Here is a 20,441-nt window from a genome sequence, read left to right as displayed (position 1 = left end):
CGCCCGCTGCGCCGGAATGCGGTCCCGCGCTCGACGCGAGACGCTACGATGCTCTGTATGAGCGACCCCGGTCCCGAGGCTGCGCGCCTCACCCTTCGCGAGGATCCGGACGGCTTGCTGTGCACCGTCGTCGAGGGCGACCTGTCGGACGACATGGCGCGCGAGATCGCCGCCGCCTGCAAGGGCCTGTCGGACAGCGGCCGCGAGGTCCTCGTGCTCTCGGATACGCGTCGCATCGGCACCATCTCGTCGTCGGCGCGCAAGGTGATGGCGAGCGAGATGCGCGCCGTGCGCTTCGACGCCATCGCGCTCTTCGGGGCGAGCTTCGCCGTGCGCGTCGTCTCCACGCTCGCGGCGAAGAGCGTGCAGATCCTCACGCAGCAGTCCTATCCGGTGCAGTTCTTCGAGACCGAAGGCGAGGCGCGCGCGTGGCTCCTCGCGCAGCGGGACGCGCTCCGCGGGAGCCGGCCGCGCGCGTGACGTCACGCGCCGGCCGCGCGCGACGTCACGCGCCGGCGCGCCGCCGCGGCCAGGCCGAGGAGCGCCGCGACCGGGAGGCCGCGCCGCTCGCCCGAGGGAGCGCCGGCCGCCGCGCACGCGCAGCCCGCCTGCTCGTCCTCGCCCCCTTCTTCCGGCGGCCGCGGCTCCGGCGGCGGCGGCTCGTCCCCGAGCACCTCCCGGAGCGCCGCGACCGGGTCGATGATCCCGTACCCGAAGATGGGGTCGTGCCCGCGCTCGTCGGGGAGGGCGAACGGCGCCGGCCGCGCGGTGCGGATCAGGATGTCGTAGAGCTCGCCCGCGGTCCGTTCGGGCGCGGCGCTCACGAGCAGCGCGGCGACGCCGGCGGCGACCGGGCACGCCGAGGAGGTCCCGCCGAACAGCGACGTGTAGTCGTCCGGGCTGTCGCCCTCGCGCCCGGCGATATCGGTGCTCAGCGTCCCCGTGGGCGCGACGAGATCGAGGGAGCTCCCGCGGTTCGTGAACGACGTCTCCTCTTCCAGGTGGTTGACCGCGCCCACGTTGAGGACGCCGCGCGCGGCCTGGATCTCGTCGTCGCGGATCTCCCGGTTGTCGTTGCCGGCGGCGAAGAGGACGAGCGCCCCCTTCCCGTCGCGCCCGGCGTCGAACAGGCGGTTGATCGCGTCCTCGACCACCCTGGGGACGGGCATCGGCTCGGCGTATCCCCAGCTGTTGGACACGACGGCGGCGTTCACCTCCAGGGCGAACTCGAAGGCGTCGACCGAGGCGGAGAGCGGCTGCGGCTCCTCGTCGAGCAGCCGCACGCACCGCAGCCTGCACTCGGGGCAGCCGCCCGCGATGCCCACGCCGTTGTCGGTGTCGGCGGCGATGAGGCCCGCGCAGGCGGTCCCGTGGTTCGCGCCCTCTGCGCCGGGCAGGTAGGTGGGGTCGTCGTCGCCGTCGATGACGTCCAGGCCCGGATCCATCTTCGCGGCGAGGTCGGGGTGATCGAGATCGCAGCCGGTGTCGACGACGACGATGGACGTGGCCGCGTCGCCCCGCGTGCGCCCCCACGCCTCTTCCATCCTGAGGTCGTCGAAGTACCACTGTCCGGGCAGGCGCGGGTCGTCCGGCGTGAACGGCGCGCCGCGCGCCTCAAGGCGCACGTGGAGGTCCGGGATCGCCTCGCGCAGGAAGGCCGGCCGCGCCGCGCCCTGCAGCCGCTCTGCGACGTCGAGGCCGTCGCCGCCGCCGGCGTCCCTGACGAGCCATAGCCCGATCGAGGGCATCAGCGGCCTCACCACCTCGAGGCCCGCGCCGGCGAGCTCGCCCTCGGCGCCCGGCTCGACCTTCACGATCGCGGTCGCGCCCACGCTCGCGTGGATCGTCCGGCCGTCGGGGTAGCGGAGCCGCAGCGGCGAGAGCGCGCCGCCGGACGCGCCCCGCGCGGCCGGCCCGAGCCGCTCGACGGCGACGCGGCGCCCGCCGTCCAGGAACGACGGCGCGCTCGCGGCCGGACGCGCGCCGCTGGCGAGGGCGTCGCCGGCGCCGGCGGCCAGGAGGAGCGCCGCCGAGGAAAGCAGGATCGAGGGCTTGCGTCGCATCGCTCTCCTGGATCTACCGGACCGCGCGGCACCCGACCAGGGCCGCCCTGGAGCGGCGCTCGGACGAGAAAGAACCAGACCGCGATCCGGCGCTCCGCGGAGCGAGAGGAGGAGAGAGGCCGCCGAGGCGCCGAGGACGCCAAGGAGCATGGATATTCCGGTGAGCGCTCCGCAACGATTCAGACCGCCGGAGTGTCGATATGCCCGAGCAGCAGATTCGCGAATGCTCGAGGCGAGGCGACGCGCCCTCGGCGTCGACTTTCCAGGGGGCGTCGGATCGGATAGAAGGCGTTCCACTCCACCCTGCCAGCTGGCGCTGGCCGAAAGCCCCTTCACCGCGATGACCCAGGCCGCCACCTACGTTTACGTCTCCAACGCCGAGAGCCGCGAGATCTCGGTGCTGCGCCTCGACACCGCCGACGGATCGCTGGCACCCGTGCAGACCGTCGGCGTCGACGGCCAGGCCGGGCCGCTGGCGATCTCGCCGGACCGGCGCTTCCTCTACGTCGCGTTGCGCTCGGAGCCCTATGCCGTGCAGAGCTTCGCGCTCGACGCCGCGAGCGGGCATTTGAGGCCGCTGTCGGCGGCGCCGCTGCCGGACAGCATGGCGCACCTCGTCACCGATCGCAGCGGGCGATACCTCTTCGGCGCCTCCTACCATGGCCACAAGATCACCGTCAGCCCGCTCGGCGGCGACGGCTCGGTCCGCGCGCCTGCTGCGGTGTTGCCCGCCGGCCGCCACGCGCATGCCACCCTGGTGGATCCGTCGAACCGCTATGTCTTCGTCAGCGCCCTCGGCTCGGATGCGGTGCTGCAGTGGCGCTTCGACGCGGCCACCGGCCAGCTCACGCCCAACGATCCGGAGGCGCTGCAGGTGCATCCGCAGGCCGGCCCGCGCCACCTGGTGTTCTCTCCCGACGGGCGCTTCGTCTACCTGCTCAACGAGCTGGACGCGACCGTCGAGCTCCTGGCCTTCGACGCCGAGCGCGGCACGCTGTCGGCGGTCCAGCGCCTCTCCACGCTGCCCGAGGGCTTCTCGGGCAAGCCCTGGGCGGCCGACCTGCACCTCACGCCCGACGGCCGCTTCCTCTACACCTCGGAGCGCACGTCGAGCACGCTGGCCGGCTTCCGCGTCGATGCGCCGACCGGCTGCCTGACCCTGGTCTCGCACGCGCCCACGGAACGGCAGCCGCGCGCCTTCCAGGTCGACCCCAGCGGCCGCTGGCTCGTCGCCGCCGGGCAGCTCTCGCACGCCGTGCGCGTGCACGCCATCGACCCCGCGAGCGGCCGGCTCACCGCCTCGACGTCGTTTCCGGTGGGCCAGAACCCCCTCTGGGTCGAGATCCTGAGCTTCCCCTGAAGGGGAGGCCCGCGGCGCCGGTGCTCGTCGCGCGGCCCCGGCGCTATTATCCCTTCTCGGCGCCTCGGATCACCATCGACGCGAGCAGGTCCATCATCCTCGACAGGTCCTCCCGCGCCGTTCCGTCGGGGAGCGCCACGAGCCGCGTCGCGACGCGCTCCAGGAACTGCTGCCGCGCCCGCTCGAAGCCCGGCGCCAGCTGGTCGTGCAGCGCGCACGTCACCAGCTCCTGATCGAGCTGCCGCCAGAAGAACTTGCTGTCGACGGTCGTGGCGCAGAGCCGGCCCGTGAAGCCGACCACCGTCCGCGCGCCCGCCTCGAGGAGCTTGTCGAACAGCGGGCCGCTCGCCGTCTCGCCGCAGCAGAAATACAGCACGCGGCCGCGCGCCCAGAGCTCGATCTCCTGCGCGGGGCTCTCGTGCGATAGCAGGATTCCGTCCGGCGACTCGTCGTCCACGACGCAGCTGGTCCTGCCGTGGGACGACACGACGATCCCGCGGAACGGGTTGCCCCCGCTCTCGGCCCGCGCGATCTGGCGGATGATCCTCCGCCGCTCCGCGCTCGCGCGCCCGAACGGTACGATGGAGAACTGCTCTCCCATACGCCCATAGAGCTGCGTGCGCCCCGTCGCGAACCACGCGCTATCCGGGTCGAAGGATGTGTCAATCGAGAGTACAGGTCGAGCCGTCATCCTACCTCCGTCGAAGATTCCCCGTGTGCGCTGCCCAGCGCTCGCCCGCACCGGCGAGCGCCGCCGCTCGCGCCCGCCGCGCCGGCCGGCTGCCGCCGGGCATCAGGCCCGCCCAGCGGCTTCTTCGCAGCATTATCCATCGAATCCGGTGGCATCTCGAGCCCCTGCCGCAAGACGCGCAACAGTGTACGATAGCGACTGTAGGGGAATCCCTTCTAGAAAAATCGTGTTCGTTCCGATGAATTTTCTCGCTCACGTATGCTGTTGGTGGGCTCCTGCGCGCGCGGCGGCTCATCTTTTTACCTTACCGCGGGCGGCTTACCGCGGGCGGCGGCACGCGCGCGTTGCGCGGGGGTGTCGCGTCGAGACATCGCCGAGAAGCCGCGAAGCGCGCCGCGCGGCGGGGGGGCTCACATGAGCGCGCTGCCCCGCCGCGCGCCCGCGCCGCGGCGCCCACCGAGCGTCGCGGCGGGGCAGCGCGCGGCTCAGGGGAGGGGCGCGGCGGCGTCGGTCTGGCCGAGGACGAGCTTGCGGGGCTCGCCCTGCCGGAGCTCGCTCATCCGCGCCTGCATCGCCTGCCCGAGCTCCTCGCGCGCGCCGTCGTCGAGGAGCTTCTTCACCTTGGGAAACAGGTGCTCTTCCTCCTCCTTGTGGTGGTGCTCGAGCTGCTCGGCGAGCACGTGCAGCTTGGGCCCGAACTTCTCGTCCTTGGTGTCGAGCTCCAGGAGATCGGCCAGCACGCGCTTGAGCGACAGGTGCTCCTCCAGCGATTCGAGGAGGATATCCTCGGTGCGGCGGGCCCGAACGGCGGGGTAAAAGTGCTGCTCCTCGAGCGTGATGTGCGTGGCGAGGAGGTCGGCGGCCGTGAAAAACTGCTCAGGGGCGACGGAAGAGGCCTTTTTCAGGCCGGAGAACTGCTGCTCGAGCTCGCGGTGATGGCGCTCGAGAAGATCGATGGCGTCCATAGAGACCTCTATGTAGCGGGCGCCGCCCCGCGAGCAAGCCGGGCAGACGCCCGTGCGCCGCGCCGGGCGGCGCTCATCCCGGCGCCGCGCGCGGCGGAGCGGGTGTAAGCTCTCGGCATGTACTCGCCTGCGGCATTCGCCGAGACGGATCGCGATCGGCTGCTCGATCTCGTCGAGCGACACAGCTTCGGCTGCCTCATGGCGGCGGATGATCGGGGCGGCATCGAGATCGCGCACCTGCCGTTCGTGCTCGATCGCGACGCCGGGCCCTCCGGGCGGCTCCGCGCGCACGTCGCGCGGGCGAACCCCATCTGGCGGCTGGCCACGGGCGGCAGGCCGGTCGTCGCGGTGTTCTCCGGGCCGCACGGGTATGTCTCGCCCCGCTGGTACGAGCAGCCGACCAGGCAGGTGCCGACGTGGAATTACGCCGTGGTGCACGCCCACGGGCGCGCCGCTTCGCCGATGAGCCAGGATGAGCTGATTCGGCTGCTCGACGACCTCGCCGGCATCCACGAGCGCGGCGCGGCCGAGCCCTGGAGCTCGAGCGCGCTCGACCGCGAGCTCCACGAGAACCTCCTCCGCGGGATCGTGGGGCTCACCATCGAGATCGACCGCCTCGAGGGCAAGTTCAAGCTGAGCCAGAACCGCTCGCCCGCCGACCAGGCGCGCGTCGCCCGCGCGCTCGCCGAGCGCGGGAGCCCGGATGATCTCGACATGGCGCGCCTGATGAAGGCGCGGGGCGAGCCCGGATGAGCCATGGGGCGCGCCGGACCGCCCCACGGCAACACCGATGTCTCAACCAGGGAGCTCCTGATGCAGATTGCCGATCTGCCCTTCACGCGAGCCCCTTCACGCGAGCCCCTTCACGCGAGCCCCTTCACGCGAGATCGAACAGCAGCACCTCGCCCGCGTCCTTCCCGACCAGGTGGAGCGCGCCTCCCGCGCTGATCGCCGCCGCGTCGCCGGCCTCGAGCACCGTCCCGTTCAGCGCGACGCTCCCGCGCGCCACGTGGACCCACGCGCTCCGCCCGGCCGCGAGCTCGTAGCGCGCCTCTTCTCCCTGCCCGAACAGGCCCACGAACAGGCTCACGTCCTGGTGGACCGTCACGGAGCCGTCGCGCCCGTCCTGCGAGGCGACCAGCCGCAGCTTGCCCTGGCGCTCCTCCTTCGAGAACGCCTTCTGCTCGTAGCTCGGCGGATAGCCGCGCCGGTCCGGCAGGATCCAGATCTGCAGCAGGTGGGTCTCGCCCGTCTTCGACGGGTTCATCTCGCTGTGGAACACGCCCGTGCCCGCCGACATGCGCTGGACCTCGCCGGGGCGGATGGTCGAGCCGTTCCCCATGCTGTCCCGGTGCGCGACCTCCCCCTCGAGGACATAGGTGATGATCTCCATGTTCTGGTGCGGGTGCGACCCGAACCCCCGCGCCGGCGCGACGCGATCGTCGTTGATCACGCGGAGCGCCCGGAAGCCCATGTGCGCCGGGTCCTGGTAGTCGGCGAACGAGAACGTGTGGAACGACTTCAGCCATCCATGGTCGGCATAGCCGCGCTCGCTGGAGCGGCGGAGCTGCATCGAAGAAGTGGTGTTTGCCATGCGCTTCATGATGCGTCGGCCGATCCATCTTGTGAATCGGCATTCATCTCATGGCTTCCATCTGGATCGTAGATGGATCCCGCCCCGCCGGGGGGCTCGGTCAGACGACCTCGAGGTTGGTCGCCTCGGCATCCAGCCACGGCCCGTCGCCCGGGAGGAGCACGAAGGCGTCGAAGGACGCGTCGGTCGGGCGGGCGCCGGCCGGCCTGAGCTGGGCCTGGGGGACGAGCGCCAGGTTGGGCGCGCTCACCACGGGCGCGGTGGCCTGCCCGGCGAAGGCCTCGGAGGCGGCGCGCAGCACGGCCGCGAGCCGGTCGGCGGTCGGCTCGGGCAGGAAGAGCGTGTCGACCGTCGCCACCCGGTCGATCCCCCGGGCGGTCGCGATCTCGGACAGGAACACCGCGGCGGCGCCGACCGGCCGGCCCGCCTCTTCGACGAGCAGCAGCCGGCGCGGCCGCGGATCGCGCAGGCTGTGCTCGAGCTGCGCCGCGTCGGGCGCCGACCACAGCACGCGGTCGTCGCCGCACGCCGCGATCGCCGCGAGCACGTCGGCCGCGGCCTCGGTCGGCCTGGCCACGGCCTGCGTCGGCGCGGCGGTCGCCCGGGGGACGAAGCCGTGGTTCCGGCACGTGGCCAGCTGCTTGCGCCTGAGGCCGGCCGCTTTGACCGCCTTGTAGAGCACGCGCTGCGCGGGCCCTGAGCGCGCCTCCACGAACACCACGATCGGCAGGCCGGACGCGCGGACGCTGGCCAGGAGCTCGCCGTACAGCCGGCTCGCCAGCCCCTGTCCCCGGAACTTGGGGCGCACGCTCACGAACGAGAGGACGTACCCCGGGGACGCGGCGCCGCGGAAGCGGAAGCGGCGCGGCGCGACGCCGATGAAGCCGGCCGGCTCGCCGCCCTCGCGCGCGAGCACGGCGCGCGGCGCCGGGCCGGGGAAGCCGAGCTGCCACCTCAGGTAGTCGGCCGTGTAGTGGAGGGCCGGCGGCGGCCACGCCTCGCGCAGGATAAGGCTGGCCTCCTCCGCCGCGGCGATCGGGGCGACGTGCTCGAGCTGCATGGCCGAGAGCCTCGCAGAATCCCTCGGAGAACGGAACCAACGGAACCGAGCGCCGCGCTAATCCGTCTCACGTCTCACGTCCCTCGTCCCACGTCCCTCGTCTCTCGTCTTCCGTCTTCCGTCTTCCGTGCTCGTCCTTCGTGCGCGTGCGCGTGCGCGCTGACTCCGGGGAATCGCGCACGCACACGCGGACTCCCGGAAATCGCGCACGCGCACGCGCACGGAAGAGCGAAGACGAAAGACGGAGACGGAAGACGGAAGACGGAAGACGGGGACGAAAGACGGGGACGAAAGACGGAGGACGAGTGGTCAGTCCCAGCCAAAAACCGCTCTACAGACCCGCCATCTCGGGAGACCGCCGCACGACGTCAGGCCACCCCGAAGGGTCGTTGCCGTGCTGGGCGAGGAACGCGTACACCCACCGCTCGAGGCCGAACGCGATGCACACGCTGTGCATCGGCCCCGCGCCCTCGATCGTGCAGCTGAACGCGCGGCCGAAGAAGTCGGTGTGGTAATTCAGCGACCCGGCCGCCACCCGCTCGCCCTCCGGGAGCATCAGCGAGATCTCGTACTTCGTCTCGCTGCTGATCTGGAAGTACGTCTTGGCCGCCGCGTCCGGCGCGATGAAGAACGGATCGCTCGCCGTCCGGATCTCGCCCGCCAGCCGGTGCTCGTCGAGGTAGCGCGCCACGAGCTCGTTCCCCTGCTCCCGCAGCCCGAGGACATTCTCCCGCGTCCCGAGGAAGACGATCTCCCGCATCGTGAACTCCCAGAGCCGCCGGAGATCGACCATCTTGCTCGACTCGTAGCGGAAGCAGCGGCCCGCGAGGGCGTAGCGCGCGCCGCCCGCCGGCAGCACGCGGTCCCGGTTCGCCGCGTAGACGTGATAACAGACCGCCGGCGAGAGGCAGACTTCCGGATGCGCCATGTCGCCGAGCGCCCGGTCGTCGAGCGTCTCCCGGTCCTGGTGCCGCGCCCGGAAATCCTCGATGCGCGGCATGTCCTCCGGCAGGTGGCACGCGAACGTGACGATGTGAGGGAACGAGCGAAAATAATCGCACTTCGACAGCGTCGCGGCCGGGATCAACGTCGGTACCAGGATCGGGCTCGGCGAGAACGGCGCGCCGAGCGCCTCCAGCGAGCGATCGAAATAGCGGTAGAGCCGCAGCGGGATGCCCTCCAAGGCGACCTGGCCCTGGCCCATCTGCGTGATCCCGGCGGGGAGCGCGCCCCCGCGGAACTCGACCCGGTCGCACGCCGGGCTGCGGTACACGAGCTTCCGCGCGAGGGAGCGCAGGCTGCGCTGCATGGTGCGCGCGAGCGCCTCGGCCGCGCGCGCGAGATCGGCCGCGCGCTCCTCGGGGGCCTCGAACTCCAGCGCCGCGCCCTCGCGGACGAAGCGGATGTCCGAGATCTCCTTCGAGAGGAACGCGACCTGCTTCGGGATCTCCTCCTGCGCCATCTCGGTCGCGGGCGTCGCGAGCTCGACGGTGACGGTCCTCCTCACGAGGCACGCTCCTGGATGAGGGCGCTCAGCGCCCGCGGCGTGCGCGCGAGGCTGAACTTATCGTCGGGGAGCGTCACGTTGAACTTGTCCTCCAGCTCGGTGAGCAGCTGGAGCGCGCGAATCGAGGAGAACCCCGCATCGTAGATGTCGTCATCGGGCTGTATCGCGGCCGGCAGGCCGCCGACCGTGACGATGACCTCGATCACCTTCTCGACCTCAATCGCCATGAGCAAGCTCCAGGGTTCAAGATGCGCTGCCTTCGAGCGAGCGCCTCCTCACGTCGTCCGCGCCGTTGCTCCTCGCGCCGGCGCGGTCCGCCTCGGCGGCCGGCGGCGGCTCGGTCCGGAGGGATGCCACCCGCCTCGCCGGATTGCCAGCGACGACCGTGTACGGCGGGACATCGGCCATCACGATGGAGCCCGCCGCCACGACGCTGCCCTCGCCGATCGTGACCCCCGGGAAGATCATCGACCGGGCGCCGAGCCAGACGTTGTCCTCGATGACCACGGGCCGCACCTCGCTGTCCGCGGGGGGCATGCCGCGCTTGCGGTCCTCCGGATCGCTCGGGTGGCCGCTCGAGTCGAGGATGTAGACGCTCCCCGCGATCCGGCAATGCTTGCCGATGGTCACCGACTTGCCGACGATGATCCGGCAGTCGTGCCCGATCCCGGTGTTATCGCCGATCCGCAAGGTCGGCCGGTCGGAGAACCGCGCGGCGAAGACGATGTTGACCTTGCCGTCGAGCACCACATTGTCGCCGAGGATCATCTCGCCCCGGCCCTGGATGTAGTGAATGAAGTTCCCCGTCCGGACACCCTTGCCGTACCGGGAGCAGTGCGACTTGAGGTGCGGCTCGCACACGAGCACGCGAGCGCCGAACCAATACGCCTCGCGCGCCGCCTCGAACGCCACGCGCATCGGGACCACGATCGGCCGCGGCGCGGGCAGCGTGAAGCTCTTGACCTGCCGGCGCACCTGGCGCACGGCGCGGGCGACGCTGTGATCGGAGGTGGCGAGGAAACGAACCAGGTTCTTCATGGAGGATCGCTCTGCGCAGCCTGGCCGGAGCAGCGATGTTCAGCGGGGCGCCCGGCAAGAAGGACGGAAGGAACGTCAGGGAGCCTGAGAGTATACCCCGGAGCCTGCCGCGTCGATCGCTCTCTAATCGCTGTACCGCGTGGTCCCGGCGCGGTTCCGGACCCTATTACAAACCAATTACAGGCAGCGCATCACCCACGAGCATAAGCAAATCCCGTGACAACACCGCGCTCCGGGCCGCGCGAGGCCGGTTCAGGCCGGCTCTCGTTGCGCGCCCGTGGGGGCGGCGCCCGCGGGGGGAGCGGCGGTGGGGTCCTTCGCCTCCATATGGGGCAAAACGCCCCGGAGCAGGGCCAGGCCGAGCGCGGCCTCGACGAGGGTGAGCGCCACCGCCCAGGTGGTCGTGGTGGCGGCGATGGCGGCGAGGCGCTCCTCGCGCGTGACCCCGGCCGCGAACCCCTCGAGGAGCGCGGCGGCGAGCACGTCGCGCGTGCCGAAGCCCTGCGGGGTGAGCGGGAGCGTCACCGCCACCATCAGGATGGGGATGTACGTCAAGGCGGCCCCGAGGGGGATGTGCACGCCGAAGAACCAGAAGGGGAGCCAGGTGCCGGCGAACAGGACGAGGAGGTGCGGCACGCGCGCGGCGAGGGCGACGAGGTGGCCGCGCACGCCGGCCTCGAAGAGCGGGGCGAGGAGCTTGGTGCGAGCGAGCCGGGCGGGGCGCAGCGCGAGGACGGCGAGGTAGAGCACGCCCGCGGCGAGGAGCAGGGCGGACCCGGCGAGCGGCCCGCCGTTCGCGGGCACGGCGACCGCGCCGAGGAGGAGCAAGCAGCCGAGCCACGACGCGTAGACGACGAGCGTCGCGCCGGCGACGCGCGCGAGCGGCGCGCCGTGCGCGCGCGCGAGGAAGACCGTGATGAACGCCTGGCCCACGTGGTGGTTGAGCAGCGAGGGCAGGTAGGAGGCGCCGCGGAGCACGAAGAAGTCGCGGAAGGCGACGGGGGCGATCAGCCGGCGGTAGACGAGGACGGTCGCGAACGTGTCGGCGGCGAGGAGCGCGAGGATGAAGAGGGCGGCGAACGCGGCGAAGAGCGGGGCGTCGACGCGCGAGAGGGCGGCGCGGAAGGCGTCGAGGTCGAGGCGGCCGAGGACGAACGCGACGAGCGCGATCGCCAGCGCGAACGGCAGGGCGCGCCGCGCGCGAGCCCAGAGCCGCGGCGCGCGCCGCTCGGGCAGGTCGCCATCGCGGGGCGGCGCGGCGTCGCGGGGCGGCGCGGCGTCGCGGGGCGGCGCAGCGTCGCGGGGCGGCGCGGCGTCACGCGGCGGCGCGGCGCCGGCGAAGGTTCCGGTGTGGGTCGGGGAGCGCAACGGCGGGACCCTAGCAGAATCCCCGCCGACGGGCCGAGAGGAGCGGCGCCCGGGACCGCGCCGCCTCCCGGCCTCGGCGGACGCGCGCCGGCCCCGCCTCCGGTGAGCGCACGCTGCGCGGCGACCGCGCCCCGCATGGGGCATAGTCGTCCACCATGTCCAAGTACGATTACGATCTGTTCGTCATCGGCGCCGGCTCCGGCGGCGTGCGCGCCGCCCGCATGTCTGCTTCCTACGGCGCCAGGGTCGCCATCGCCGAGTCGCGCCACCTCGGCGGAACGTGCGTCAACCTGGGATGCATCCCGAAGAAGCTCCTCGTCTACGCCTCGCACTACACCGAGGACTTCGAGGACGCCGCCGGCTACGGCTGGTCGGTGCCCGGCCACGGCGGCGACGGGCAGGCCGGCCCGTCGTTCGACTGGGCGACGTTCCTCCGGAACAAGAACAAGGAGATCGAGCGCCTGAACGGCGTCTACGAGCGGCTGCTGAAGAACTCGGGCGCCGACATCCGCTGGGGCCAGGCCAAGGTCGTGGACCCGCACGCCGTCGAGATCGACGGCGCCAGGATCACCGCCGAGCGGATCCTCGTCGCGACCGGCAGCTACCCGTGGGTCCCGGACCTGCCCGGGCGCGAGCTCGCGGTCACCTCGGACGACGCGTTCCACTTCAAGAGCATGCCGCGGCGCGCGGTCATCGTCGGCGGCGGCTACATCGCGGTCGAGCTCGCCGGGATCTTCCACGGGCTCGGGGCCAAGGTGTCGCTGGTCCACCGCGGCATGCACCTCCTGCGCGGCTTCGACGACGACATCCGGGCGTTCCTCGCCGCCGAGATCCAGAAGAAGGGCCTCGACCTCCGCCTCGGCGCGAGCGTCGAGAACATCGAGCGGCGCGGCGACGGGCTGTGCGCGGCGCTCGCCGACGGCACCGAGCTCGCGGCCGACTGCGTGCTGTACGCGACGGGGCGCCTGCCGAAGACCAAGGGGCTCGGCCTCGAGGAGGTCGGGGTGGCGCTCGACGAGGACGGCGCGGTCGTGGTGGACGACGCGTTCCAGTCGTCGGTCCCGTCCATCTACGCGATCGGCGACGTGATCGCGCGCGTGCAGCTCACGCCCGTCGCCATCGCCGAGGCGATGGCGCTGGCGAAGCGGCTCTTCCGCGGCGAGGACGGTCGCGTGGACTACACCGGCATCCCGACCGCCGTGTTCAGCCAGCCGAACGTCGGCACCGTCGGCCTGTCGGAGTCGCAGGCGCGAGAGCACCACGACGTCGCCGTGTACCTCTCGACCTTCCGCGCGCTCAAGCACACCCTCTCCGGGCGCGAGGAGAAGACGATGATGAAGCTGGTCGTCGACCGCGCGACCGACCGGGTGCTCGGCGTCCACATGGTCGGGCCCGACGCCGGCGAGATCATCCAGGGGTTCGCGGTCGCGCTGAAGTGCGGCGCGACAAAGGCGCAGTTCGACGCGACGGTCGGCATCCACCCGACCGCGGCCGAGGAGTTCGTGACCATGCGCGAGCCGCTGCGGAACATGGATCGCAGCCCCCCGATGGGGATCGCGCCGAGCTCGGCGTAGCCCGCGGGCACGCGTGCGCCGGCCCGCCCCGGTGCGCGCGCTCGCCCGTGCGCTGGCGACGGCTGCGGTCGGTCGCCGGGCACGTCCGTCCGCCTTCGCCGGCCTTCGATCGCCGGCGTCCGGTCGCTCCGGCTCGCCCGCTCGCGTTCGCGCTCTGCGCGCTCCTCTGGTATGGACCGCGCGATGTCGACACCCGCCTCGACCCCCTTGAAGCCGGTCGGCCTGCTCGCCCGCACCAACGACCGCTCGTTCTACGTCTTCAACGCCGTGCTCTCCGCGGCCGCGCTGGCGTTCCTCGCGTACATCCTCATCATCCGGCGCGGCGCGGGCGGCGCGGATCTCCGCTTCATGCCGCCGCTGAACGCCGCGCTCAACGCGACGGCCGCCACGCTGCTCGTCGCGGGCTGGATCGCGATCAAGCGCCGCGCGATCGTCGCGCACAAGTACCTGATGGTCTCGGCGTTCGTCGCCTCGTCGCTGTTCCTCGTCGGCTACCTCGCCTACCACTTCGTCCACGGGGACACGAAGTACCAGGGCACCGGCCCGCTCCGCGCCGTCTACTTCGCCGTGCTCATCTCGCACATCGTGCTGTCGGCGGGCATCGTGCCGCTCGCGCTGACGTCGTTCTACTTCGCCTACAAGGCGAACTTCGCGAAGCACGCCCGGGTCGCGCGGGTGACGCTGCCCCTCTGGCTGTACGTGTCGGTGACGGGCGTGCTCATCTATTTCATGCTGCGCGGCAGCCCGCCGGCGGTGCCGTGAGCGCGCCGCCGCGCGCGCCCGGCCTCGGAGGCCCTCGGCGGCGGCGCGGCGCAGGGCTCAGCGCGACGCGGCGCGCCTCTGCAGGACGGCGCTGACGATGCGCGCCGCGAAGAGCAGGGCGAGCAGCGCGGCGTAGATCATCGGCTCGGTCGCGTCCTTCTTCACGCGGAGGAAGAAGTGCGCGACCCCGAGGACGGCGGCGACGTACGCGAGGCGGTGCAGCCGCTTCCAGCGCGCGGCGCCGAGGCGCTTCAGCATGCGCGCGGTCGACGTCGCCGCGAGCGGGACGAGCAGGAGGAGCGCGACGAAGCCGGCGAGGATGAACGGGCGCTCGGTGATGTCCTCGACGATCGCGCGGACGTCGAGCCCCTGATCGACGAGCGCATACGTCAGGAAGTGCGCGCACGCGTAGAAGAAGGCGAGCAGCCCGAGCGCCTTGCGGATGCGCAGGGGAAACGTCCAGCCCGAGACGATCTTGAGCGGCGTCGCCGCGAGGGACGCGACGAGCAGCACGAGCGCGAGGAGCCCGAGCTGGTTCAGCGCCTCGGCGACGGCGTTCGCGCCGAGCGCGCCGGCGCGGGCGCGCAGGCCGAGCACGGCGAGCGGGATCAGCCCGCCGGTGACGACCGCCGGCACGAGCCAGGGCAGCTTCCGGCCGGCGCGCGCCTGGGCGCCCGGCCGCGACATCGTCCTCGCGGGCGCGCCCATGGTCAGAAGCTCTCCCGCAGGTCCATGCCGCTGTAGAGGCTGGCCACCTCCTCCGCGTAGCCGTTGAACGGCAGCGTGGGGCGGCGGCGCAGCTCACCGATCCTCCGCTCGGTCGCCTGGCTCCAGCGCGGGTGATCCACCGCGGGGTTCACGTTGGCGTAGAAGCCGTACTCGTCCGGCGCGGCCTGGCTCCACGTCGTCTTCGGCTGTCGCTCCGTGAGCTTGATGCTGACGATCGATTTGCACCCCTTGAACCCGTATTTCCACGGGACCACAAGGCGAATCGGCGCTCCGTTCTGGCCGAGCAGCGATTTGCCGTAGAGGCCCACGGCCAGCATCGTGAGCGGGTGCATCGCCTCGTCGATCCGGAGCCCCTCGACGTAAGGCCAGTCGAGGACGTCGCTCCGCTGGCCGGGCAGCCGCTCCGGATCCAGCAGCGTGGTGAACTGGACGTACCGGGCGCGGGAGGTCGGCTCGAGGCGCCGGAGCAGCGCGGCCAAGGGGAACCCGAGCCAGGGGATCACCATCGACCACGCCTCGACGCAGCGCATGCGATAGACGCGCTCCTCCAGGGGAAACCACGCGAGCAGGGTGTCGAGGTCGATGACCGCGGGCTTCTGGATCTCCCCCTCGCACGCGACGGCCCAGGGGCGCAGGCGGAGCCGGCCGGCGTTCTTGGACGGCTCCGACTTGCTCAGGCCGAGCTCGTAGAAGTTGTTGTAGGTGACGATGGCCTCGTAGTCGGTCCGCGCTTCGTCGGTGACGAACGCGTTCTTCGCGCCCGCCTCGCCCGCCTCGCGGCGCGGCGCCGCGCCGTCCAGCGGCGGCGCGCTGGCGAGCGGCGCGGCCTCGCCGCCGGGGGCGCCGGCGTCCGCCACGCCGGCCTCGCCGCCGGTGAGCCAGACGAGGCCGCCGCCGATGGCCGACGCCGTCCCCGCGAAGAGCGCGGCGTTCTTCAGGAGCTCGCGCCGCCTCAGGTAGAGCGCTGGAGAGGTGATCTCGCTGGCGGGCGGCTCCTTGGGCAGCTTGCTCATGCCCCATTCTACGATCGGACCGGGCTCCGGTTACGGGCCGGACGCGCTCACGCGGCCCTTGACATGAGGCGGAGCGCGGCGTGGGGCGCGTGGTGGAGCGAGGGCAGCGCGAGCATCTGCCCGATGCGCGCGGAGCGCTGCTCCACCCCGCGGGCGACCGCCGCCCGCTCGCTCGCGGTGCGCGCCTTGAGCAGGGCCAGCACGTCGGTCCAGACGCGCTCGCGCCACCGCGAGAGCATCTCCATCGACACCCAGACCGCGAGATCCGGGGCGGTGTCGCGGAAGATCGCGCTCAGGGGGCAGCCATGCCGGACGGCGAGGCGCTCGAGCGCCTCGATGACCGAGCGGCGGAGCAGGGTATTGACCTCATCGTGATCGTGCTTGAGCCGCGCGAGCATCCGCGGGTCGCGGCCGTGCCCGAACTCGACGATCGTCGCGTGGATCCCGAAGACCAGGTCGTAGTTGATGTGGGCGCTGAACCCGAGCAGGGCGTTCTGCACGGGGGGCGCGAACCGGGATGACGTGCTCGCGTACGCGATGTGCCAGGCGCCGCAGTCCTGCGCCGCGCCCCGCTCGCACCACCGGAACGTCTCGAGGTACCGCTCGCAGAACCGCCCGGCGAGGCGCGAGATCCACGCGGGCTCGAGGAACATGCCGTCGGGCCGCTCCACCTGCGCCGCGACCGCGCGCGTGACGATGCCGTAGACGTCGGTGAACGCCGCCCGCCGATCGCCCGCGGCGATCAGGCGATCCGTCACGGTGTCGAGAACAACGGCAGCATCGTGGACGCTCTTCGGGTGCAGATTAAGGCCGTCGATGCAGCTGCTCATGAAGTCCCCTCCTACTTCTTCGCTCGTCAAAGAGACCTGATCCGATGTTCGAACTTCCGCGTCCGACCGCCTCGCTGCCGCCGGCCGCATCGCCTGAGCGCAGCATGAACGGTGAAGCAGAGGCGCCGGCCGTCGGTCCCCCCGGACCCGGCCTTTCTGGTCTGCGTCCCGGTGCGCGTCGTTCCCATGTCGAAAGCGGATCTGGAGACCCGCCGGGAGAAAGGTCGCCGCGGATGTTGCCCTTGCTTCTCCTACTGCCGGCCCTCCCCAGAACCGGCCCCCCGCAGAAGAGCGATGACTCGATGCGATCCAGACGCGCTCGCCGCGGGATGCCCCCCCTCGCTGCGGCGCTCTAAGTTGAACCTAGTCTACGACATGGTGTGGGGTGACCACAATTGTCTTATGACCGCTGATCCCGTTCGGGACAGTTTTGAGGTTATGCTAACTAGCGACCTCGAACAAGCGGCAGTTGACCCTGACACGTTTCTTTCTCGCGCGGGAGATCGCCACGGCATCTTCCGGGTTGCGCTGCTACTGGAGCGAAGGTTTGTCGAATTCGGAAACCCATCGTCTCGCGTAGCTGCAAGTCGCGACGAGATGTTCTCGAAACATGCCGAGTGCTTATCCCATGTCGGCTGTACGGTCGGCGCCGGGAATGTGAAGAGCGTTTAGGAAGCCCCTGAGCCGGCGCTCAGGAAACTCCTGGTACGTTTTCCACAAGGGAGGTCGGTTTCTTGCGTCGATGTTGAAAATGTCGCGAATGTGGCGGATGAGGCCGCTCGCGTCGCGGCGGTCGCCGCCGCAGCGCGGCCGCGCCAGCGGCAGGGCTCGCCTGTCATCGCGGCTGGGCCCTGCCGCGTGATCCTCGCGCCGAGGTCCTGCAGCCTGCGCCTGCAGGGCGCGGGGGCCGGCCGTACGGCGGCGATCGCTCGGACGGCGCGCCGTGACCGCCGGGCGCAGGGCGCGCCCCGGCGCTGGACGGCCGGGCATCGCGAGCGGCCGCGGCGCCGACGGCGCGGCCCCGCCGCGCGCGGGACGGCCGTGACAGAGCCTGGCGTCCACGGCATGCGCGGCGGCGGGGCTTTGCTGTCGAGGAGCGAGGAGTAAAGAGGAGGGGCTTCGCTGGCCAGGGAGGGGGAGGGGCGACGGCGCCGCCGGGCGAGGCCGGCGAGCCGGCGCGGCGCTCAGCCGGTGCCGCCCTTGGCCTGCACGTCGCGGTAGCGCAGCGTCGCGCGCAGGTAATCGCGGTTCATCTGCGCGATCACGTCGAGGGGGATCTCCTTCGGGCAGACCGCCTCGCACTCGCCGATGTTCGTGCAGTGGCCGAAGCTCTCGGCGCGCATCTGGCCCACCATGTTGAGGCTCCGCTGATCGCGCTCCGGCTGGCCCTGCGGCAGGATGTTGAGGTGCGTGAGCTTCGCCGCGGTGAAGAGCGAGGCCGACGCGTTCGGGCACGACGCGACGCAGGCCCCGCAGCCGATGCACGCGGCCGCGTCCATGGAGCGCTCGGCGACCGGCTTCGGCACGGGGACGGCGTTCGCGTCCGGCGCGCTGCCGGTCGGCACCGAGACGTAGCCGCCCGCCGCGATGATGCGGTCGAACGCGCTGCGGTCCACCGCGAGGTCGCTCACGACCGGGAACGCCTGAGCCCGCCACGGCTCGAGCCACAGCACATCGCCGTCCTTGTAGTGACGCATGTGCAGCTGACACACGGTCGTCCCACGGAGGGGGCCGTGCGCCTGGCCGTTGATCATGAAGCCGCACATGCCGCAGATGCCCTCGCGACAGTCGTGATCGAAGGCGATCGGCTCCTCACCCTTGAGGATGAGCCGCTGATTGAGCACATCGAGCATCTCGAGGAAGGACATGTGCTCGCTGACGTCGGGCACCTCGTACGTGACGAACCGGCCCGCTTCGTACTTGCCCTTCTGACGCCAGACATGGAGGGTGAGGCGCATTATTTGTAACTCCGCTGCGTTGGGTGAACCTCGTTGAACTGGAGCGGCTCCTTGTAGAGCTCCTGGGCCTGACCTTCGCCTCGCCAGCCCCAGGCGGCGACATAGGTGAAGTTCTCGTCGTCGCGCTTCGCCTCGCCCTCGGGGGTCTGGTGCTCCTCGCGGAAGTGCCCGCCGCACGACTCTTCCCGGTAGAGGGCGTCGCGGCACATGAGCTCCGCCAGCTCGAAGAAGTCGGCGACGCGCGCCGCCTTCTCGAGCTCCTGGTTCAGGCCGGTGCCCGTGCCCGAGACGCGGACGTCGCGGTGGAACTGCTCCCGGAGCTCCGGGATCCGCGCGAGCGCGCCCTTGAGCCCGGGCGCGTTGCGCGCCATCCCGCACTGCTCCCACATGATCTTGCCGAGCTCGCGGTGGAACGAGTCGGCCGTGCGCGAGCCGTTCGCGGCGAGCAGCCTGTTCAGCCGCTCGCCCGCGTCGCGCTCGGCGTCCCGCACGGCGGGGTGGAGGTCGTCGACCCGCTCGAGCTTCGTCGACGCGAGGTAATCGCCGATGGTGTAGGGGATGATGAAGTAGCCGTCGGCGAGGCCCTGCATCAGCGCGCTCGCCCCGAGGCGGTTCGCGCCGTGGTCGGAGAAGTTCGCCTCGCCGAGCACGAACATGCCGGGGATCGTGCTCATCAGGTTGTAGTCGACCCAGAGCCCGCCCATCGTGTAGTGGATGGCCGGGTAGATGCGCATCGGGACCGTGTACGGGTCGTCGCCGGTGATGCGCTCGTACATGTCGAAGAGGTTGCCGTAGCGCTCGGCGATGGCGGGCTTGCCGAGGCGCCGGATGGCGTCCGAGAAGTCGAGGTACACGCCGAGCCGGGTCGGCCCCACGCCGCGGCCCTCGTCGCACACCGCCTTGGCCGCGCGCGACGCGACGTCGCGCGGCACGAGGTTGCCGAAGCTCGGGTAGCGGCGCTCGAGGTAGTAGTCGCGCTCGCCCTCAGGGATGAGCTCCGGCGGGCGGGTGTCGCCCGCGTTCGTCGGCACCCAGATGCGGCCGTCGTTCCGGAGCGACTCGCTCATGAGCGTGAGCTTCGACTGGTAGTCGCCCGAGACCGGGATGCACGTCGGGTGGATCTGGGTGAAGCACGGGTTGCCGAAGAGGGCGCCGCGCTTGTGCGCCCGCCAGATGGCGGTGGCGTTCGACCCCTTCGCGTTGGTCGAGAGGAAGAAGACGTTGCCGTAGCCGCCGGAGGCGAGGACGACCGCGTCGCCGAGGTGCGTCTCGAGCGCGCCCGTGATCAGGTTGCGCGTGACCAGGCCGCGCGCCTTGCCGTCGACCACGATGAGGTCGAGCATCTCGGTGCGCGGGTACATCTTGACCTTGCCGAGGCCGATCTGCCGCTCGAGCGCCTGGTAGGCGCCGAGGAGGAGCTGCTGCCCCGTCTGCCCGCGCGCGTAGAACGTGCGCGACACCTGCGCGCCGCCGAAGGAGCGGTTCGCGAGCACGCCGCCGTACTCGCGCGCGAACGGCACGCCCTGCGCGGCGCACTGGTCGATGATGTTCACGCTGATCTGCGCGAGCCGGTACACGTTGGCCTCGCGCGCGCGGTAGTCGCCGCCCTTCACGGTGTCGTAGAAGAGGCGGTAGATGCTGTCGCCGTCGTTCTGGTAGTTCTTCGCGGCGTTGATGCCGCCCTGCGCGGCGATGCTGTGGGCGCGGCGCGGAGAGTCCTGGAAGCAGAAGCTCTTCACGTTGTAGCCGAGCTCGGCCAGCGTCGCGCTCGCCGCGCCGCCGGCGAGGCCGGTGCCGACGACGAGGATCGTGTACTTCCGCTTGTTCGCCGGGTTGACGAGCTTCAGGTTGAAGCGGTGCTGGTCCCACTTCTTTTCGATGGGACCTTCGGGGATCTTCGCATTGAGCTGCATGATGACGGGGGCTCCG

19 protein-coding genes are annotated in these 20,441 nt (G+C 71.5%); 5 read left to right on the top strand and 14 right to left on the bottom strand.

The features are described from left to right. Positions 1–57 precede the first annotated feature (57 nt). The gene (locus tag WME98_RS10000) at positions 58–480 is read left to right on the top strand and encodes an STAS/SEC14 domain-containing protein (protein WP_437951097.1); all 423 of its coding nucleotides are present in this window, start codon (positions 58–60) and stop codon (positions 478–480) included. Positions 481–482: 2 nt separating this feature from the next. Here WME98_RS10000 and WME98_RS09995 read toward each other — a convergent pair whose 3' ends face one another. Continuing rightward, complete coding sequence (locus WME98_RS09995; protein ID WP_437951096.1) at positions 483–2,063, bottom strand: S8 family peptidase; 1,581 nt, start codon at positions 2,061–2,063, stop codon at positions 483–485. A gap of 340 nt (positions 2,064–2,403) precedes the next feature. Here WME98_RS09995 and WME98_RS09990 point away from each other — a divergent pair, with 340 nt between their 5' ends. Continuing rightward, positions 2,404–3,423 (top strand): lactonase family protein, encoded by a 1,020-nt coding sequence (locus WME98_RS09990; protein WP_437951095.1) that lies wholly within the window; start codon positions 2,404–2,406, stop codon positions 3,421–3,423. A 46-nt stretch (positions 3,424–3,469) separates the two neighbouring features. On the opposite strand, the gene WME98_RS09985 is transcribed toward WME98_RS09990, so the two are convergent. Continuing rightward, positions 3,470–4,024: a hypothetical protein gene (locus WME98_RS09985; RefSeq protein ID WP_437951094.1), complete on the bottom strand. Its 555-nt coding sequence runs from the start codon at positions 4,022–4,024 to the stop codon at positions 3,470–3,472. 575 nt (positions 4,025–4,599) lie between these two features. Continuing rightward, on the bottom strand, positions 4,600–5,079 hold the full coding sequence (locus WME98_RS09980; RefSeq protein WP_437951093.1) for a hemerythrin domain-containing protein: 480 nt from the start codon (positions 5,077–5,079) through the stop codon (positions 4,600–4,602). Positions 5,080–5,196: 117 nt separating this feature from the next. Here WME98_RS09980 and WME98_RS09975 point away from each other — a divergent pair, with 117 nt between their 5' ends. Next, positions 5,197–5,832, top strand: a complete 636-nt coding sequence (locus WME98_RS09975) for an FMN-binding negative transcriptional regulator (protein WP_437951092.1) — start codon at positions 5,197–5,199, stop codon at positions 5,830–5,832. Positions 5,833–5,956: 124 nt separating this feature from the next. Here WME98_RS09975 and WME98_RS09970 read toward each other — a convergent pair whose 3' ends face one another. From WME98_RS09970 to WME98_RS09945, 6 genes are all read right to left on the bottom strand, one after another. Continuing rightward, positions 5,957–6,652 (bottom strand): pirin family protein, encoded by a 696-nt coding sequence (locus WME98_RS09970; RefSeq protein WP_437953967.1) that lies wholly within the window; start codon positions 6,650–6,652, stop codon positions 5,957–5,959. 121 nt (positions 6,653–6,773) lie between these two features. Further along, positions 6,774–7,733 carry a GNAT family N-acetyltransferase gene (locus WME98_RS09965; RefSeq protein ID WP_437951090.1) on the bottom strand — a complete coding sequence of 320 codons (960 nt, stop codon included), beginning with the start codon at positions 7,731–7,733 and terminating at the stop codon, positions 6,774–6,776. A 331-nt stretch (positions 7,734–8,064) separates the two neighbouring features. Then, positions 8,065–9,240, bottom strand: a complete 1,176-nt coding sequence (locus tag WME98_RS09960) for a hypothetical protein (RefSeq protein ID WP_020739669.1) — start codon at positions 9,238–9,240, stop codon at positions 8,065–8,067. Next, positions 9,237–9,467: an acyl carrier protein gene (locus WME98_RS09955; protein ID WP_437951089.1), complete on the bottom strand. Its 231-nt coding sequence runs from the start codon at positions 9,465–9,467 to the stop codon at positions 9,237–9,239. Before WME98_RS09955 ends, WME98_RS09960 begins: the two co-directional genes overlap by 4 nt. A 16-nt stretch (positions 9,468–9,483) precedes the next feature. Continuing rightward, positions 9,484–10,278 (bottom strand): acyltransferase, encoded by a 795-nt coding sequence (locus WME98_RS09950; RefSeq protein WP_437951088.1) that lies wholly within the window; start codon positions 10,276–10,278, stop codon positions 9,484–9,486. Between the two features lie 252 nt (positions 10,279–10,530). Then, a complete protein-coding gene (locus tag WME98_RS09945) occupies positions 10,531–11,646 on the bottom strand; it encodes a lysylphosphatidylglycerol synthase domain-containing protein (protein WP_437951087.1) in 1,116 nt (371 codons plus the stop codon). Between the two features lie 155 nt (positions 11,647–11,801). Here WME98_RS09945 and gor point away from each other — a divergent pair, with 155 nt between their 5' ends. Then, positions 11,802–13,220 carry a glutathione-disulfide reductase gene (gene gor, locus WME98_RS09940; protein ID WP_437333151.1) on the top strand — a complete coding sequence of 473 codons (1,419 nt, stop codon included), beginning with the start codon at positions 11,802–11,804 and terminating at the stop codon, positions 13,218–13,220. 171 nt (positions 13,221–13,391) lie between these two features. Further along, positions 13,392–13,982, top strand: a complete 591-nt coding sequence (locus WME98_RS09935; RefSeq protein ID WP_061624094.1) for a DUF420 domain-containing protein — start codon at positions 13,392–13,394, stop codon at positions 13,980–13,982. Between the two features lie 57 nt (positions 13,983–14,039). Here WME98_RS09935 and WME98_RS09930 read toward each other — a convergent pair whose 3' ends face one another. The 5 genes from WME98_RS09930 to WME98_RS09910 form a co-directional block, all read right to left on the bottom strand. Continuing rightward, positions 14,040–14,690, bottom strand: coding sequence for a sulfite oxidase heme-binding subunit YedZ (locus WME98_RS09930; RefSeq protein ID WP_437333150.1), 651 nt, complete (start codon positions 14,688–14,690; stop codon positions 14,040–14,042). A gap of 2 nt (positions 14,691–14,692) precedes the next feature. Continuing rightward, complete coding sequence (msrP, locus tag WME98_RS09925) at positions 14,693–15,724, bottom strand: protein-methionine-sulfoxide reductase catalytic subunit MsrP (protein ID WP_437951086.1); 1,032 nt, start codon at positions 15,722–15,724, stop codon at positions 14,693–14,695. Between the two features lie 47 nt (positions 15,725–15,771). After that, positions 15,772–16,482 (bottom strand): DUF5995 family protein, encoded by a 711-nt coding sequence (locus WME98_RS09920; RefSeq protein ID WP_437951084.1) that lies wholly within the window; start codon positions 16,480–16,482, stop codon positions 15,772–15,774. A gap of 1,256 nt (positions 16,483–17,738) precedes the next feature. After that, positions 17,739–18,512 (bottom strand): succinate dehydrogenase/fumarate reductase iron-sulfur subunit, encoded by a 774-nt coding sequence (locus WME98_RS09915; RefSeq protein ID WP_437951083.1) that lies wholly within the window; start codon positions 18,510–18,512, stop codon positions 17,739–17,741. Then, on the bottom strand, positions 18,512–20,425 hold the full coding sequence (locus WME98_RS09910; RefSeq protein ID WP_437951082.1) for a fumarate reductase/succinate dehydrogenase flavoprotein subunit: 1,914 nt from the start codon (positions 20,423–20,425) through the stop codon (positions 18,512–18,514). The genes WME98_RS09915 and WME98_RS09910 overlap by 1 nt, the downstream gene beginning before the upstream one ends. Positions 20,426–20,441: the final 16 nt, after the last annotated feature.

It is taken from the genome of Sorangium sp. So ce296, from assembly GCF_051529605.1.
Lineage (GTDB): Bacteria > Myxococcota_A > Polyangia > Polyangiales > Polyangiaceae > Sorangium > Sorangium cellulosum_D.
This window is presented reverse-complemented; position numbering and strand designations above follow the sequence as displayed.